The 14,186-nt window shown below is 68.9% G+C and carries 16 protein-coding genes; 5 read left to right on the top strand and 11 right to left on the bottom strand.

Annotated elements, in window-relative coordinates:
• Positions 1-242 precede the first annotated feature (242 nt).
• Both ACIRA5_RS27210 and ACIRA5_RS27205 read left to right on the top strand, forming a co-directional pair.
• Complete coding sequence (locus ACIRA5_RS27210) at positions 243-1,034, top strand: hypothetical protein (protein ID WP_403694643.1); 792 nt, start codon at positions 243-245, stop codon at positions 1,032-1,034.
• Between the two features lie 294 nt (positions 1,035-1,328).
• Entirely contained in the window at positions 1,329-1,481 is a 153-nt protein-coding gene (locus ACIRA5_RS27205) for a hypothetical protein (RefSeq protein WP_403695193.1), read from the top strand.
• A 180-nt stretch (positions 1,482-1,661) separates the two neighbouring features.
• Here the strand turns inward: ACIRA5_RS27205 and ACIRA5_RS27200 are convergent, their stop codons facing one another.
• From ACIRA5_RS27200 to ACIRA5_RS27190, 3 genes are all read right to left on the bottom strand, one after another.
• The gene (locus tag ACIRA5_RS27200; protein WP_403694640.1) at positions 1,662-1,934 is read right to left on the bottom strand and encodes a hypothetical protein; all 273 of its coding nucleotides are present in this window, start codon (positions 1,932-1,934) and stop codon (positions 1,662-1,664) included.
• Positions 1,931-2,284 (bottom strand): DUF6247 family protein, encoded by a 354-nt coding sequence (locus ACIRA5_RS27195; protein WP_403695146.1) that lies wholly within the window; start codon positions 2,282-2,284, stop codon positions 1,931-1,933. Before ACIRA5_RS27195 ends, ACIRA5_RS27200 begins: the two co-directional genes overlap by 4 nt.
• 261 nt (positions 2,285-2,545) lie before the next feature.
• Complete coding sequence (locus tag ACIRA5_RS27190) at positions 2,546-2,668, bottom strand: hypothetical protein (RefSeq protein ID WP_403694637.1); 123 nt, start codon at positions 2,666-2,668, stop codon at positions 2,546-2,548.
• A 390-nt stretch (positions 2,669-3,058) separates the two neighbouring features.
• On the opposite strand from ACIRA5_RS27190, the gene ACIRA5_RS27185 reads away from it, so the two are divergent.
• Positions 3,059-3,424, top strand: a complete 366-nt coding sequence (locus tag ACIRA5_RS27185) for a hypothetical protein (RefSeq protein ID WP_403694635.1) — start codon at positions 3,059-3,061, stop codon at positions 3,422-3,424.
• 65 nt (positions 3,425-3,489) lie between these two features.
• Here the strand turns inward: ACIRA5_RS27185 and ACIRA5_RS27180 are convergent, their stop codons facing one another.
• The 6 genes from ACIRA5_RS27180 to ACIRA5_RS27155 all read right to left on the bottom strand — a co-directional run bounded on the left by ACIRA5_RS27180 (position 3,490) and on the right by ACIRA5_RS27155 (position 10,131).
• Positions 3,490-3,942 (bottom strand): hypothetical protein, encoded by a 453-nt coding sequence (locus ACIRA5_RS27180; protein WP_403694633.1) that lies wholly within the window; start codon positions 3,940-3,942, stop codon positions 3,490-3,492.
• 89 nt (positions 3,943-4,031) lie between these two features.
• Positions 4,032-4,859, bottom strand: a complete 828-nt coding sequence (locus tag ACIRA5_RS27175) for a helical backbone metal receptor (RefSeq protein ID WP_403694630.1) — start codon at positions 4,857-4,859, stop codon at positions 4,032-4,034.
• Positions 4,860-4,951: 92 nt separating this feature from the next.
• The gene (locus tag ACIRA5_RS27170; protein WP_403694628.1) at positions 4,952-5,533 is read right to left on the bottom strand and encodes a helix-turn-helix domain-containing protein; all 582 of its coding nucleotides are present in this window, start codon (positions 5,531-5,533) and stop codon (positions 4,952-4,954) included.
• Between the two features lie 348 nt (positions 5,534-5,881).
• Positions 5,882-6,169 carry a hypothetical protein gene (locus ACIRA5_RS27165; RefSeq protein ID WP_403694625.1) on the bottom strand — a complete coding sequence of 96 codons (288 nt, stop codon included), beginning with the start codon at positions 6,167-6,169 and terminating at the stop codon, positions 5,882-5,884.
• Between the two features lie 280 nt (positions 6,170-6,449).
• Entirely contained in the window at positions 6,450-9,059 is a 2,610-nt protein-coding gene (locus ACIRA5_RS27160; protein WP_403694622.1) for an ABC transporter permease/substrate binding protein, read from the bottom strand.
• A complete protein-coding gene (locus ACIRA5_RS27155) occupies positions 9,052-10,131 on the bottom strand; it encodes a glycine betaine/L-proline ABC transporter ATP-binding protein (RefSeq protein WP_403694620.1) in 1,080 nt (359 codons plus the stop codon). The genes ACIRA5_RS27160 and ACIRA5_RS27155 overlap by 8 nt, the downstream gene beginning before the upstream one ends.
• A gap of 120 nt (positions 10,132-10,251) precedes the next feature.
• On the opposite strand from ACIRA5_RS27155, the gene ACIRA5_RS27150 reads away from it, so the two are divergent.
• Positions 10,252-11,184 carry a 5'-3' exonuclease H3TH domain-containing protein gene (locus tag ACIRA5_RS27150; protein ID WP_403695144.1) on the top strand — a complete coding sequence of 311 codons (933 nt, stop codon included), beginning with the start codon at positions 10,252-10,254 and terminating at the stop codon, positions 11,182-11,184.
• A gap of 207 nt (positions 11,185-11,391) precedes the next feature.
• Positions 11,392-12,240, top strand: coding sequence for a siderophore-interacting protein (locus tag ACIRA5_RS27145; RefSeq protein WP_403694618.1), 849 nt, complete (start codon positions 11,392-11,394; stop codon positions 12,238-12,240).
• Positions 12,241-12,288: 48 nt separating this feature from the next.
• On the opposite strand, the gene ACIRA5_RS27140 is transcribed toward ACIRA5_RS27145, so the two are convergent.
• Entirely contained in the window at positions 12,289-13,065 is a 777-nt protein-coding gene (locus tag ACIRA5_RS27140; protein ID WP_060899887.1) for an ABC transporter permease, read from the bottom strand.
• On the bottom strand, positions 13,062-14,078 hold the full coding sequence (locus ACIRA5_RS27135) for an ATP-binding cassette domain-containing protein (protein WP_403694615.1): 1,017 nt from the start codon (positions 14,076-14,078) through the stop codon (positions 13,062-13,064). Before ACIRA5_RS27135 ends, ACIRA5_RS27140 begins: the two co-directional genes overlap by 4 nt.
• Positions 14,079-14,186: the final 108 nt, after the last annotated feature.

Here is a 14,186-nt window from a genome sequence, read left to right as displayed (position 1 = left end):
GCTCGGCCGACTCAGGTGACCACCGATTTTCGACCGTTGCGCGACGCGACGGAGCACGGTCTGTGAACACGGCTTGACATGGGTCTTCAAGCCCCGTTCACAGACCTCAACGGGCGGTTCGCCGGGTCCAGGGCGCAATGGACCAGAAATATCGACCGCGCGCCGACGAGCAACGAGGATGCCGCGGTGGTGGCGAGGCTGGTGAGGTTCGCCGATCGGATGCGGCTGGGATGATGGCCAGCATGACCCTGGACTGGTCCCGTCTGAACCACGCCTATGGACCCGCATCCGACCTACCGCGGCTCTTCGATGAAGCCGGTGACCCTGAACTCGCTGAAGTGGCATGGGAGGAGCTGTGGGCATCTCTCAGTCACCAGGGGACGGTGTATACGGCTAGCTTTGCCGCCCTGCCCGTTCTGGCGGACATTGCCACCGGTCGTAAGCCGGGCGGTCGCTGGCAGGCCCTGGGGCTGGCCGGCCGCATCGTCGTCCGTGAGCAGCAACTTCACGAGCCTGGTTACGTCCAGGGCCGCTACCCGTCTGCGATCGGCGAACTGCACCGCCTGACGCAGAGCTTGGTGATGACAGAGCCCTTCGAGGGCGATGCAGACGACTTTCTGTACTGTCTGGAACACCTACTGGCTTTCGAGGGGGTGCCCATATGGAGGCACAATCTGGGTCGCAGTGAGTACGCCGTGGTGTGCCCCTCCTGCGCGAGCCATTTGGAGGTCGACCTCTCCGACAGGCTCCGAGGTACTCGCCATCGGGACCCGAACGCGCGCTTTCGGGTTGTCGGCCGCGAGGGACCGTTGCTCACCGATGTCCACCCGGCGACCCCCGCGGACCTGCCCCCGCTGGCGTCTCGACTGCACGGTCTGGCCGTCAGGGCCGGGCAGCCAGCGGCCGCTGACCATCTGACCCATCTTTTCGGCCACACGACCTGCCCGGACTGCGCTTCGGTATTTTCCGTACCGGACCAAATTGTGGCCTTCGAGACACGGCAGTCCGTGGGCGATCTGGACCAGAATTCTTAGGGCGCCTCCAATCCACGTTCCAGATGGACCTGCACCGACCTGGGTCACTGCCGCAGCACAATCGATCCGCCGGGCCCTGACCGTCCATCAGCACACAGCGCGCATCGAACCGACAATAGGTCTGTGAGCACGCCTTGACATGGATCAAGCCGCCGTTCTTACGGCCAACTGGCTCCCCTGGCAGGAACGAGCGCTTGATCCACGTCAAGCCGCGTTCGCAGACCTCATGACCGGACGGAACGCACGAGAGGCTCCGCAACCATCCGGCACAGTGATGTGTCTGTTGTAGAACAAATGAGGACAGGAGAGGCATGGCCGATCGCTGCACGCCGCACCCAAGCCGTCCTGGCCCTCGCCCGCCGACGCGTCAACGTCCTCTGGGCCCTCCTGCGCGACCAGCGGAACTACGCCCCCGCCCCACGGCCGCACACCCGGCCTGACGCCTGACACGCGACATCAGGAAGCAGCCACTGGTTTCCGTGGTCCTCAGAGAGTCGTCCTGGTTCGGGAGGCCTCGGTGGCTCGTAGATCACTCCTGCCGCACATACGAGCCGTGTCCCGATCATGTCCGGGTGCTCCCTGAAGCGGAAGTCGCCGATGCGGCGATCACCAAACCGGCGGTCAGGGCTACAGGGCCGCGAACGGGGGAACGATACGAACGACGATGATCAGTGCGTCTCGTGGCGCCACGAGGAAGTAGAACCATCCCCCGGCAGCGTCCATCCTGCGCAGACCGCCCGGACGAGGGCCGTTCCCGAGATCGCTGACGTCGATGCCCGTATGGGCAAGGTCCACGAGTTGGCCGGCCAGACGTTCTACTTCCGCCACGACGTGAACGGGGATACCGCCTGCCACATGGTTGTGGTCGGGGTCGTATTCCCAGCGCCAGTCGGCACTCACCGGGAGGGAAGACCGATGGCTGAGTGGGCTGCGTCCAGGATGCGCCCCAGCTCGGAGGCTGCCCGCCGGACCAGAGCGACGTCACCCGACTCGGCTCTGGCTTCCCAGCGACGGAAGTCGGCTGCCAGGCCGGGCTGACGCTGAATGTGGACGTAGACGGCCCACTGGGTGATGAAGCGCTGGAGCGGCGCGAGATCGGAGCCCTGTCGGGACTGGTCGGCCGCCTGGTCCAGCTCACGTGTGAAAGCCGGCAGCGCCGCAGGCGCGATCTGACTGATCGCCTGACGCAGCGCGGCAACCGTGGCGGGGGGCTGGGGGATGAGCGGTTGCCCAGCGGCGGAGGTGGTCATGGCTGCTCCCATGGGCGCGATTCTGATCCCGTGAGCCAGCCTAGCGGGCACGAGCGCTGGGCCACCGCTCGAACGAGTGAGGCAGAAGCGTTACTCCCCCCGGCCCACTCGTCGACGCACATGCCCGGCGCCGGGCGATCGCTCCTGCGGTGGGGCGCCGAACGCTTGCCCGGCGCCCCGGGCGGTCCACTGGTCGTCCGGGACGTCAGAGGGGACCCGATCCCGGTGGGGCGGGACGCACCCCGGCAGGCCCTGCTTCTTTCACAGGCCGGCCGGATGGCTGGAGAGCCAGTCGGTGTGCCGGCCGCGCACCCGGTCGCGCTCCGCGGGTGAGGCGAGAATGACGTCCGCGCCGCTGCGCCAGTTCTGGCCGTGGGCTCCCACCCGCTTCTACGCCGCCCCAGGGCTTGTCCTGCACGTCTCGGACGAAGGTGACGACAGCTTCAGCGCCTGGGCCGGCGCCACCCACCGCAGTGCGCTCACCCCGCTGGCCGACGCCGCGGTGGAGTGGACCCGGTTCGACGTCTGCCATCGAGACCCAGCCCCGTTGCCCGACAGCGTTCACGTGCTCGCAACACCTGGACGAAAGTAACCTCTTGCGCCGCGCCTCCAGCCTTCATCGCCCTCATTGGATCGCCCACGGCTTGTTCCTCGTCCGTATCCCCGCCGCCTGGAAACGGGACAGCATGACCTGGATCACCAAAGCGCTTTCACAGCCCCATCCGTGGTCGTAGGATCTCCCGCCGGTGGTCGACACAGTTTGTGGGGGCGAACATGGAGAGACCGGACGACCGCATCGCATCCGTCCTGCGCTTCGCTGCGGAACTCGTCGCCTGGGCGGCGACTCCCTGGGCCTTGTCCAAGTACTCATGGCTGCTTGCCGTCTTGGCTGTGGTGGTACTGATCGGCCTCCCGACCGTCTTCTCCACTCCGGGAGACAAGGCGCAGGTGATCGTCCCTGTCTCGGGTACGGTCACGATCCTGCTCGTGCTGCTCCAGCTCACTGCTGCCGCGATCGCCGCATGGTCGGCATGGCCCATCCATGCGGCGGTCCTCGTGTTTTTCCTCGTGGCCGCCACCCTCGTCACGGAACGTCAACGCTGGCGGTGGCTGCTCTCCACGGACCGGCACACCGGCTGAGCTGCGGAGGGGGGCACCGGAGTGCGTTCGCTCTCCGGGCAGGCCCGCCACTTCCCGGCCTCGTCCTACCCTTCGGTGAAGTAGGTGTACGGCGCGACCGAGACTCCTTCGGAGACCGCGCGTTCGTCGTCCTCGTCGGCATCCGGGTCGAGGTCGAGCGCCCACAACGAATGCATGGACCACACGGAGAAGCCGGCGTGGAAGTCGTGGCCGATGTCTGAGGGTGTGCTCGAGTGCCCCAGGGCGTGGAGGTCCGCGACGACGTCATCCAGAAAGCGATGGGTCAGCTGAACCCCGTCGTACTGCGCCTCGGCATCGCCGCCTTCGCCGCTGTAGGCGATCTCCACGAGTTCGACCGTCTCGTCAGCCGCGTAGGTGATCACCAGCGTGGGTGAGGTGGTGTAGACGGCGCGCTGTCCGCCTGGGCCGTGATACGGCGACCCGACACGCTCCTCGACCTGCGAGCGCGGATCGCCGATCCTGACGAGGGCCACGCCTTGTCCTGGGATGATCTCCATGGTGACCATCCTGTCAACCAGGACAACCGCTCGGAAGTCCGCGGAGAGATGAGAGCGCCGCCGCTCCATCCGGCACAGGTCTGCGACGGCTACTCCTCAGGCTGAGGCATCGCAGATGTCCCTGTGAGGCTCCCGTCCGAGGGCGGGTCGACGGGTGCCGTGACCACACGAGCGGCACCCTGCTGCGCTGCTCGCAGCGCCGCGCTGAGCAGGCCCGGTGCCTGTGCCAGCGACGGCCCGTACCAGGTCAGCAGGCGGCCGTCGACGAGCGCGCAGGGCACGCCCTCGAACGCCTCGGGTCCGTCGTCGGCGGTGAAGCGGTACGGCTCGTCGGGCAGGACCACGAGGTCGGGGGCCGCCGCCCGGAGTTCGGGGAGTGGGACGCGGGGGTATCGGTCGGCGTGGTGGGCGTAGACGTTGTCGACGCCCAGGCGCGCCAGGACGTCCCCGGCGAAGGTGTCCCGGCCGAGGACCATCCAGGGGCGTCGCCAGATCGGCACGATCGCGGTCGTACGGCGGTCGGGAGCGGGGAGCCGCGCCCACGCGGCCTCCGCCTCGTCCAGCCAACGGGGGCGGGTCCGCGCACCGCACGCGCCCAGCACTCGCGCCAACTCGCGGAAGGCTTCCGGCACCGCGCGGACCTCCGTGACCAGCACCTCGATCCCCGCCTCCCGCAAAGCCGTCAGATCAGGCTCGCGGTTCTCCTCCTCGTTGGCGATCACCAGGTCCGGGGCGAGTCGTACGATCCGGTCGACCGCGGGGTTCTTGGTGCCGCCGACCCGCACGACGTCGAGGTCCGGCGGACGGCTGCACCAGTCGGTCGCGCCGATCAGGGCACCGGGGACGGTGACGGCCACGGCCTCCGAGAGTGAGGGCACGAGGGACACGACCCGCACTCCGGCGGGCCCGCTAGACATGACGGGAGGTCTCGGGCGGCATGGCACCCAGTATCGCAGCGTTGCCCGCGATCGTGGCCGCTCGCGATCGTCGCGGCCCGCGCGGCAACGGCTCAGCGCTTGCCGAAGGTCTGGCGGTCCTCCACGGCCTCGATGTGGTCGGCGACCTCGACCACGACCACCCGGGTGTCCGGCACGGTCGCCCGCCACCGGTGGCGCACCCCACCCGTGAGGTACAGCGTGTCGCCGCGTCCCAGGCGGTGGGCGCGGCCCTCCGCCTCGACCTCGACGGCCCCGTCGGCGACGTACATCAACTTGTCGTTGCGGTGCTGGAGTTCGCGGCCCTCCTCGTGGTCACCGGTGAACTCCGTGGCGTGCAACTGGTGGTGACCGCGCACCAGGGGGCGCATATGGGCTTCGGGAGTGAACTCGGCGCCCGAGTCGGCGCGCACCACATCGACGCTGCACGCCGGGTCGGCCGCCGCGAGCAGTTCGACGGCGGTGGTGCCCAGGGCGTCGGCGACCCTTTCCAGGGAACTCTGGCTGGGCCGGGCCCGTTCGTTCTCGACCTGGCTGAGGAAGGGCACCGACAGGCCGCTGCGCTCGGCCACGACGGCGAGCGTGAGCTCCAGTGTCCGGCGCCGCCGCCGGACGGCCGCACCCACCCGAAGGGGTTGTTCTTTGTGGTCGCCCATCGCTCCGGCTCCCTCCCACGCGTCGTCGGTCCACTGCTTCGGTCTGCCGCTTCGGCTGCCGCTCGGACTGCTGCCTCGGCTGCCGCTTCGGCGCACAACTTCTGATGAGTTGTTTGCACCCTACGCATGTTCGGCAAACCGTTTCATGCACCCGTCACATCGCTGACACATCGGAGGAGGGTGAGGGCCACAATTCGCGCCAACAGACGAGTCGCCCCGGCTCCCCCGGCGCCACACCCTCCCACGGGACGAAAAGGCTGACCAGCAGGGCCGGATGCCCCTGCGGATCGATGAGCGCGGGCACGTAGGGACCGGCGCGGGCGCGACTGCCGCCGTGGGTGCGGATGGTCAGCCGATCAGCCCGCCCGGTCGTCGGATCATAGGCGTACGTCTGTCACCTTTCGAAGCCCGGCACCCGTGCTGACTTTCCGTCAAATTCAGTCCGCAGAAGCCGAGTTGGGGGAGCGAGCGGTTGCCGGTGTCGCCGCGCACACCCCAGGACTCCAGGGCGCGGTCCGGCCGCCGGTCGAGGCTTGCGTGCCAGGTCGTGAAGTCCTCGAGGGTGGCGCGGAGTTCACGGTCGGTGTCGCAGCGTGCCCGGCGGTGACCGGCGAGCTCGACCGTGCCGTCGTGCACGGAGGTGATGTCCGCAGTGCCTCGGCGCGGCGCGACAGGGTGCGCGGCGCATCGACGGCGCGGGAGGCGTTCCCTGACCGGAGGGCGTCCAGATCGGCGTAGCCGCGTACGGCGATGTGGTTGTCCGGATCCTTCCCATACGCCAGTACGTAGCCACTGGTGTCGTCGGTCGCGAGTGCGGGCCGGAACAGGGGGCGCACGGACGTCGGGGTGGCCGTCGGTCACACGGGTGTCGGGACCCGTGTGACCGACGGCCACCCCTCGTCGAACGACCTTGCGGCTACTGCGGCGTCATCCGCTCCACCACGTCCGGGTGCTCCTTCAGCCATGCGGCGACCGCCGCCTCCTCATGGCCCTGGCCGCGCTGCTTGATCTCGCTCTCCAGGGTGCCGAGCTCGGACTCGCTCATCCTGAAGTTCTTGATCCACTTGGTGAGCTGCGGGTACTGCTCGGGGAACTTCTTGCTGGAGATGGTCCGGATCGTGTTCCCCTCACCGAAGAGCTTCTTGTCGTCGGCGAGCTTGGTGAGCTTGTACTCGCTGTACGCCCAGTGCGGGGACCACAGGACGACGGCGACCGGCTGCTTCTTGGCGTACGCGCGCTTCAGCTCGGCCAGCATCGCGGGCGTGGAGCCGTCGACGACCTTGTACTCCTTGTCCAGGCCGTAGCCCGGAAGGACCTTCGTCTTCAGGAGGTTCATCTCGCCGGTGCCCGGCTCGATGCCGATGATCCGGCCGCCGAAGGTGCCCGCCTTGCCCTTGAGGTCCGCGAGGGACTTGACGTCCTTCACGTACGAGGGCACGGCGATCTCCAGCGAGGTCGGCCGGTACCAGGTGCCCAGGTCCCTCAGGTCGTTCTTGTGCTGGTCCCAGTAGTTCGACTGGGCGTACGGCAGCCAGGCGTCGAAGTTGAGGTCCAGGTCGCCGGAGGCGAGGCCGGTGTAGACGGGGCCGACGTCCATCTGCTTGAGGTTCAGCGTGTAGCCGCGCCGTGCCAGGACGTTCTTCCAGAGGTAGCTGACGGCGACGTCCTCGTCCCAGGGGAACCAGGCCACGTCCAGCGGACGCTTCGTCTCGGCAGCGGCCGTGGAGTTCTTGACCGGGGCCAGCTTGTCGACGACTCCGGGGTTCCGCTTCAGCCAGGCGCGCACCGCGTCCTGCTGCTTGCCCTTGCCCACCTTGTTGATCTCGGCCTCGAGACCGGTGAGCTGCTTCTCCGTCATCCTGAAGTTCTTCAGCCACTGCCCGACGACCGGGTTGTCCTGCGCGAAGCCCTTGCGGGAGAGGGTGTGCACGCCGTCGCCCTTGCCCCAGGCACCCTTCGGGTCCTTGAGTTTCTTCAAGTCGTAGTCGCTGTAGGCCCAGTGCGGCGACCAGAGGGTGACGACGATCGGCTCCTTCTTGGCGTACGCGCGCTTCAGCTCGGCCAGCATCGCGGGCGTGGAGCTGTCGACGACCTTGTACTCCTTGTCGAGGCCGTAGTCCTTCAGGACCTTGCTCTTGAGCAGGCCCATCATTCCGGCGCTCGACTCGATGCCGGTGATCTTGCCACCGAAGGTGCCGGCCTTGCCCTTGAGGTCCGTCAGGGAGTCGACGCCCTTCATGTACGAGGGGACGCTCAGCTCCAGCGAGGTGGGGCCGAACCACGAGCCCAGGTCGTCGAGCTTGCTGCCGTACTTCTTCCAGTACTGCTCGTGGGTGGTCGGCAGCCAGGAGTCCGTCTCGAAGTCGACGTCGCCCTGGGACAGGGAGGTGTACAGCGGGCCCGCGTCGAACTGCTTGGCGTCGACCTGGAAGCCGCGCTCCTCGAGGATCTCCTTCCACAGGAAGGTGGAGGCGACGCCCTCGTCCCACGGGATGTAGCCGATGGTGATCTTCTTGCCCTGGCCGATGTTCTGGCCGTCGGCCGCGGTGGACGTCGAGTCGGTCCCGCCGAACATGCCCATGCCGCCCGCGACCAGCGCGAGCACGACGACACCGATGACGGCGACGGCCGCGCGGGGGCGGTAGGACCAGATCTTCAGGCCCTGCGCGGCGCGCAGTCTGGCGGCGGCGCGGCGGCCGAGCGGGGAGACCTGGGTGCCGAGGGCGCTGGTCATACGGTCCAGGTAGATCGCCAGGATGACGATGGCGACGCCCGCCTCGGAGCCGAGGCCGACGTTCAGCTGCCCGATGGCCTCGTTGACGTCGCCGCCGAGGCCACCGGTGCCGACCATGCCCGCGATGGCGGCCATGGACAGGCCCAGCATGATGACCTGGTTGACGCCCGCCATCACGGTGGGCAGCGCGAGCGGCAGCTGGATGCGCAGCAGGGTGTCGCGGGGCCTGGTGCCGAACGCGTCGGCGGCCTCGACGAGTTCCTTGTCGACCTGGCGGATGCCCAGCTCGGTCATGCGGACGCCGGGAGCCAGCGCGAAGATCAGGGTGGCCACGATGCCGGCCGGGGCGCCGGTGCCGAAGAACAGGATCGCCGGGATGAGGTAGATCATCGCGGGCAGCGTCTGCATGAAGTCCAGCACCGGGCGGACGATGCCGCTGACCCGGTCGGAGCGCGCCGCCCAGATGCCCACGGGTACCGAGACGACGAGCGCGATGAGCGTGGCGACGAGGACCAGCGAGAGGGTCACCATCGCGTCCTCCCACAGTTCGAGGGAGTCGATGAACGCGAATCCCGCGAAGGTGAGGACACCGGCGGAGGTGCCGCGCAGCCAGAACGCGATCACCGCGAAGATGCCCGCGAGGAGGAGCGGTTCAGGGGCCTGGAGGACGGCGTCGATACCGTCGTACGTGCCCTGGAAGACGGTCTTGAAGAAGTCGAAGAGCCACGCCATGTGGTTCAGCAGCCAGTCGACGGCGCTGTTGACCCAGTCGCCGAAGGGAATCCTAGGCATCGGCCGTCACCGACTCGTCCCGAGGACTGGCACAGCGTGCGGGGGTCCCCTGCTCGTCGCCGAGGAAGGCGACGAGGCGCTGCCGGTGGACGACGCCCACGAGTGCGCGCCGCTCGTCGAGTACCGCCACCGGGTGCGTGAGGCGGGCGCTGATAGCGCAGAGGTCCACGAAGGGGGTGTCGGGCGTGGCGGTCTCGCAGTCGCAGTCCGCCTCGTCGCCGCGTACGTCGGTGTCCATGACGGCCCCGGCGGTCAGGACCCGGGAGCGGTCGACGTCCTGGGTGAAGGAGGCGACGTAGTCGTTCGCGGGACGCACGAGGATGTCCTCGGCGGTGCCGGTCTGGACGATGCGGCCGTCGCGCATGACGGCGATCCGGTCGCCGAGGCGCATCGCCTCGTTGAGGTCGTGGGTGATGAAGACGATGGTCTTCTTGAGCTTCTTCTGGAGCTCGATCAGCTGGTCCTGCATGTCACGGCGGATCAGCGGGTCCAGCGCGCTGAACGACTCGTCCATCAGCAGCAGATCGGCGTCGGTGGCGAGCGCGCGGGCGAGGCCGACGCGCTGCTGCATACCGCCGGACAGCTCGTCGGGCCAGGACTTCTCCCAGCCGGCGAGCCCGGCCAGCTCCAGGGCCCTGGTGGCGCGTTCCTTGCGCTCGGCGCTCGGCACGCCCTGGACCTCCAGGCCGTAGGCCGCGTTCTCCAGGACGCTGCGGTGCGGGAAGAGCGCGAAGTGCTGGAAGACCATGCTGATCTTCTTCGCGCGGACCTCGCGCAGTGCGCGGGCGCTGAGCGCGGTCAGGTCCTGGCCGTCGAAGCGCACCTGGCCCGCGGTGGGCTCCAGGAGTCCGTTGAGCATGCGCAGGAGGGTGGACTTGCCGGATCCGGACAGGCCCATGACGACGAAGATCTGGCCGGGTTCCACCGTGAAGGACGCGTCGATCACCGCGGCGGTCGTGCCGTCGGCGCGCAGTTCCTCACGGTCGGCTCCCTGACGGAGCCGCTCCACCGCGGCGTCGGGTCGTCTCCCGAACACCTTGTACAAATGCTCGGCCTCAAGCCTGGATGACACGGGTGCCTCTCGATCGGACAGTTGAAAAAGCAACGGGGTTGTCCCGGGTCCGCGCCTGCCCACGCCTACACGGAGCAAACACACAAGTGGTCCAGGTCACTGTCAGTGGCGTACGGCATGATGCGAGGCGTGACCAGACGCCTGATGCTGCTCGACACCGCTTCCCTGTACTTCCGGGCCTACTTCGGGGTCCCCGACTCGGTGAAGGCCCCGGACGGCACGCCCGTGAACGCCGTGCGCGGGCTGCTCGACTTCGTCGACCGGCTGGTCAAGGACCACCGCCCCGACGATCTGGTGGCCTGCATGGACGCGGACTGGCGCCCGCAGTGGCGGGTCGACCTGATCCCCTCGTACAAGGCGCATCGCGTCGCCGTGGAGACCGAGGCCGGCCGGCCGGACGAGGAGGAGGTGCCGGACACGCTCTCCCCGCAGGTGCCGGTCATCGAGGAGGTCCTCGACGCGCTGGGCATCGCCCGCGTGGGGGTCGAGGGGTACGAGGCGGACGATGTGATCGGCACCTTCACAGGGCGTGCCGACGGCCCGGTCGACATCGTCACCGGCGACCGCGACCTCTACCAACTCGTCGACGACAAGCGAGGGGTGCGCGTCCTGTATCCCCTCAAGGGTGTGGGCACGCTCCAGCTCACCGACGAGACCTGGCTGCGCGAGAAGTACGGGGTCGACGGCGGCGGATACGTGGATCTGGCGCTGCTGCGCGGCGACCCGAGCGACGGTCTGCCGGGGGTGCCGGGGATCGGCGAGAAGACGGCGGCCAAGCTGCTCGACCAGTTCGGCGACCTGGCCGCAATCATGGCGGCGGTCGACGATCCGACGGCGAAGCTGACACCTTCTCAGCGCAAGCGGCTCGACGAGTCACGGCCGTACGTCGCGGTCGCGCCCAAGGTCGTACGGGTCGCCGGTGACGTTCCCCTGCCGGACGTCGACACGGCGTTGCCGCACGCGCCGCGCGATCCGGCCGCACTGGAGGCACTGGCCGCGCGTTGGGGTCTGGGCGGGTCGCTGCAGCGGTTGCTCACCACGCTCGGCGAGTGAACGGGAGCGAGCAGAAGTGACGTTCTCACCCAGAAGAGTGAGATTCTCAATTTAGGGTAGCCTTACTTACACAGCGGGACTCGACCCCGGCCACCGCGCGGCTCGAGCCCTGATGTGGGGGGCTCATGAGCTTTTCACACAGGGGGTGTTAACTGGGAGAGAGGTGCTAACTTAGGTAAGCCTAAGCCAGTGAACGAGGAGGCCGTCATGGCAGAGCGTCCGGCACGCAGGTCCAGGAAGCCGCACTCCGCGCACGTCGTGCGGACCGAGCGGTTGACCCCCCACATGCAGCGTGTCGTGCTGGGCGGCGAGGGCCTCGCCGAGTTCACCGCGGGCACCAGCACCGACCACTATGTGAAGCTGCTGTTCGCCCCGGCAGGTGTCACCTACCCCGAGCCCTTCGACGTGGAGCGGATCCGCGAGGAACTCCCGCGCGAGCAGTGGCCGGTGACCCGGACGTACACCGTGCGTGCCTGGGACCCCGAACTGCGCGAGCTGACGCTCGACTTCGTGGTGCACGGCGACGAGGGACTGGCCGGGCCGTGGGCGGCGCACGTCCAGCCGGGCGAGGTCGTGCGGTTCATGGGTCCGGGTGGCGCCTACGCGCCCGACGCGAGCGCCGACTGGCATCTGCTCGCCGGTGACGAGAGCGCGCTGCCCGCGATTTGCGCCGCCCTGGAGGCACTGCCGGAGGGCGCCGTGGCCCGCGCCTTCGTGGAGATCTCCGGGCGTGAGGAGGAGCAGAAGATCGACTCCGACCTGGAGGTCGTCTGGCTGCACCGCGGGGACCGGCCGCTCGGCGAGGCCCTGGTGGAGGCCGTCCGCGACCTCGACTTCCCGGCGGGCCGGGTACACGCGTTCGTCCATGGCGAGGCGGGCTTCGTGAAGGAGCTGCGCCGGCTGCTGCGGGTCGAGCGTGAGATCCCGCGCGAGGACCTGTCGATCTCCGGCTACTGGCGCCTCGGTCACAACGAGGACGGCTGGCAGGCCTCCAAGCGGGACTGGAACGCGCAGGTGGAGGCGGAGCAGGAGGCGACCGCGTCGGCCGCCTCCTGACTCCCGCCCCCTCGCGTCACTCCGGACGCCACCCCCGGCCCCTCGAGGTCACACGGAACGCTGGTACGACCTGAACGTACGGATCGACAGCCACACCGCCGCCACGGCCAGCGCGAGCAGCGCGCCCGAGCGGCCGAGCACGACACCCCAGTCGGGATGCTCGGACATCGCCGAACGCCCCGCCACCATCGCCCAGTTGAGCGGATTGAAGTCGGCGATGTGCCGCATCCAGCCGGGCATCTGGGACGGGGCCATGAAGGCCGAGGAGAGAAAGGTCAGCGGCAGCAGCAGGAACGTGTTGATGCCGATGATCGACTCCCGCTCCCGGACCAGCATGCCCAGCGCGTTGGACAGCGCTCCGAAGATCGTGCCGAGCAGTACCGAGGCGACGATCAGGATCGCGATACCGCCGATGCCGCCCGGGTAGTCCGCGCCGCCCAGCAGGCCGAGCAGCACGATGATGACCGACTGCAGGGCGGTGATCAGGCCGTTGTTGACGACGTTGCCGTTCATCAGGGCGGCCCGGCTGACGGGCGTGGTCAGGAAGCGGTTGAGCGTGCCGCGCTGGATCTCGTCGAGCGTGCCCATGCCCGCCCACATGTTGGAGCTGAGCGCGCTCATCACGACCACGCCCGGGACGAGGTAGTCCAGATACGACGTGGTACCGAAGCCTCCGAGTTCGACGACCTTCTTGAAGAGGTTGCCGAACAGGAACAGCCAGATCACCGGCTGGATCAGGGTGATGATCGCGTACGCGGGCTGACGTGCGAACACCATCAGCTGACGCTGGGTCATGTACCAGGTCTGGGAGACGGCGGTGCTCATCGGACACCTCCGGCGAGGACGAGGTTCTCGGCGCCTTCCGCTTCCGCCTCCGCGTAACGGCGGCCCGCGTAGCGGAGGTAGACGTCGTCGAGCGAGGGGCGGGCGACGGTCGCGGCGGCGACCCCGACCCCGGCCCGCTCCAGCACCCCGAGCAGGGCGGGCATCGCGGCGGCCCCGTCATCGGCGCGGACACTGACACGGCGGCCGTCGAACAGCGCCTCGTGCACGCCCGGCAGCCCGGTGAGGGCGCCGTTCAGCAGCGTACGACCCGCGTCTCCCAGGGCTTCGCGCAGTTCCACGTGGACGGCGTCACCGCGGAGTTCGCCCTTCAGGGCGTCCGGGGTGCCCTCGACCACGACACGCCCGCGGTCGACGATCGCGATGCGCTCGGCGAGCCGGTCGGCCTCCTCCAGGTAGTGCGTGGTGAGCAGGATGGTCAGCCCCTCGTCGCCGGCGAGGCGGGCGATCTCGTCCCACATCGCGGTGCGCGCCTCGGGGTCGAGTCCGGTGGTGGGCTCGTCGAGGAAGAGCACCTCGGGGCGGTGGACGAGACCGAGCGCGACGTCGAGCCGGCGCCGCATGCCGCCCGAGTAGCCCTTGACCGGGCGCCGCGCCGCGTCGGTGAGCGTGAAGCGGTCGAGCAGTTCGTCCACCCGGCGGTTCAGCCCGGCGCCCTTCAAGCCGTAGAGCCTGCCCTGGAGTTGGAGGTTCTCCCGGCCGGTGGCCACCGGATCGGCGCCGGAGTTCTGGGCGACCACGCCGATCGCGCGGCGCACCCGGTCCGGATGGCGCAGCACGTCGTGCCCGGCCACGGTGGCGGTGCCCGAGTCGGGACGGGCCAGGGTGGTGAGGATCTTGACGGTGGTGGACTTGCCGGCGCCGTTCGGGCCGAGCAGGCCGAAGACGGTGCCGGTCTCGACGGTGACGTCCATACCGCTGAGCGCGGTGACGTCACCCGGGTAGGTCTTGATCAGCTGACGCGCCTCGACCGCGGGCGCACGGGTACTGCTCATGACGACTGCTCTCCTGTGTGAGCGGTGATCTCGGGTGGGTATGCCGAGCCGATCCGCGTGAAGAGCGCCGGGCTATCCTGGGTGTGCCGCACCTCGATGGCCCGGAGC

Source organism: Streptomyces sp. NPDC096311, assembly GCF_044763085.1.
Classification (GTDB): Bacteria; Actinomycetota; Actinomycetes; order Streptomycetales; family Streptomycetaceae; genus Streptomyces.
This window is presented reverse-complemented; position numbering and strand designations above follow the sequence as displayed.